Raw genomic sequence first — 1,320 nt, 5'->3', positions numbered from 1 at the left:
CTGGACTACTCGGGTTTCTAATCCTGTTTGCTCCCCACGCTTTCGCACCTCAGTGTCAGTATCAGTCCAGGTGGTCGCCTTCGCCACTGGTGTTCCTTCCTATATCTACGCATTTCACCGCTACACAGGAAATTCCACCACCCTCTACCGTACTCTAGCTTGCCAGTTTTGGATGCAGTTCCCAGGTTGAGCCCGGGGCTTTCACATCCAACTTAACAAACCACCTACGCGCGCTTTACGCCCAGTAATTCCGATTAACGCTTGCACCCTCTGTATTACCGCGGCTGCTGGCACAGAGTTAGCCGGTGCTTATTCTGTCGGTAACGTCAAAACAGCAAGGTATTAACTTACTGCCCTTCCTCCCAACTTAAAGTGCTTTACAATCCGAAGACCTTCTTCACACACGCGGCATGGCTGGATCAGGCTTTCGCCCATTGTCCAATATTCCCCACTGCTGCCTCCCGTAGGAGTCTGGACCGTGTCTCAGTTCCAGTGTGACTGATCATCCTCTCAGACCAGTTACGGATCGTCGCCTTGGTGAGCCATTACCTCACCAACTAGCTAATCCGACCTAGGCTCATCTGATAGCGCAAGGCCCGAAGGTCCCCTGCTTTCTCCCGTAGGACGTATGCGGTATTAGCGTCCGTTTCCGAACGTTATCCCCCACTACCAGGCAGATTCCTAGGCATTACTCACCCGTCCGCCGCTCTCAAGAGAAGCAAGCTTCTCTCTACCGCTCGACTTGCATGTGTTAGGCCTGCCGCCAGCGTTCAATCTGAGCCATGATCAAACTCTTCAGTTCAAACATCTTTGGGTTTTTAAGAAACCCTAAACTTGGCTCAGCAATCGTTGGTTACATCTTTGATTTCTCGCGGAGTAACTTGTGATGCTGATAATCTTGTTGACTATCAGTCTGACTCCACAAGCACCCACACGAATTGCTTGATTCAGTTGTTAAAGAGCGGTTGGTTAAGATCTTTCGTCTCAACCGAGGCGCGCATTCTACAGCAGCCTCATTTGCTGTCAAGTGATTATTTTCAGAAGTTTTCAAAGTTTCCTTTGTAACTTCAACCACTTGCGCTTCCGATCTCTCGTTAGCGGGAGGCGAATTCTACAGCGTTACACGCTGCTGTCAACACCTCTTTTTCTCCGCTTTCGACCGAGAGGATCGAAACGTTAATAGAGCCAAACGACACTGCTCTACCAACTCTTTCTGGGCTTCGATGAACTGAAGCAGGTTGCTGTCGAATCTTGCGTAACTCTTTGTTTACCAAGGAGTTTTCCGTTTCGACTGCGCCGGAAGTGGGGCGAATTATAGAC

The 1,320-nt window shown here is 49.9% G+C and carries 1 protein-coding gene and 1 rRNA gene; both read right to left on the bottom strand.

The window, feature by feature from the left end:
* Nucleotides 1-802: ribosomal RNA gene (locus BG60_RS39310) — 16S ribosomal RNA — on the bottom strand; the annotation flags it as partial.
* A gap of 292 nt (nucleotides 803-1,094) precedes the next feature.
* A partial coding sequence (locus BG60_RS39435) for a hypothetical protein (RefSeq protein ID WP_206540343.1) occupies nucleotides 1,095-1,320 on the bottom strand: 226 nt, incomplete at its 5' end.

This window comes from Caballeronia zhejiangensis, from assembly GCF_000698575.1.
GTDB classification, from domain to species: Bacteria; Pseudomonadota; Gammaproteobacteria; order Burkholderiales; family Burkholderiaceae; genus Caballeronia; species Caballeronia zhejiangensis.
Note: the sequence above shows the minus strand (reverse complement) of the source record. Positions and strands in the feature narration are given on the sequence as shown.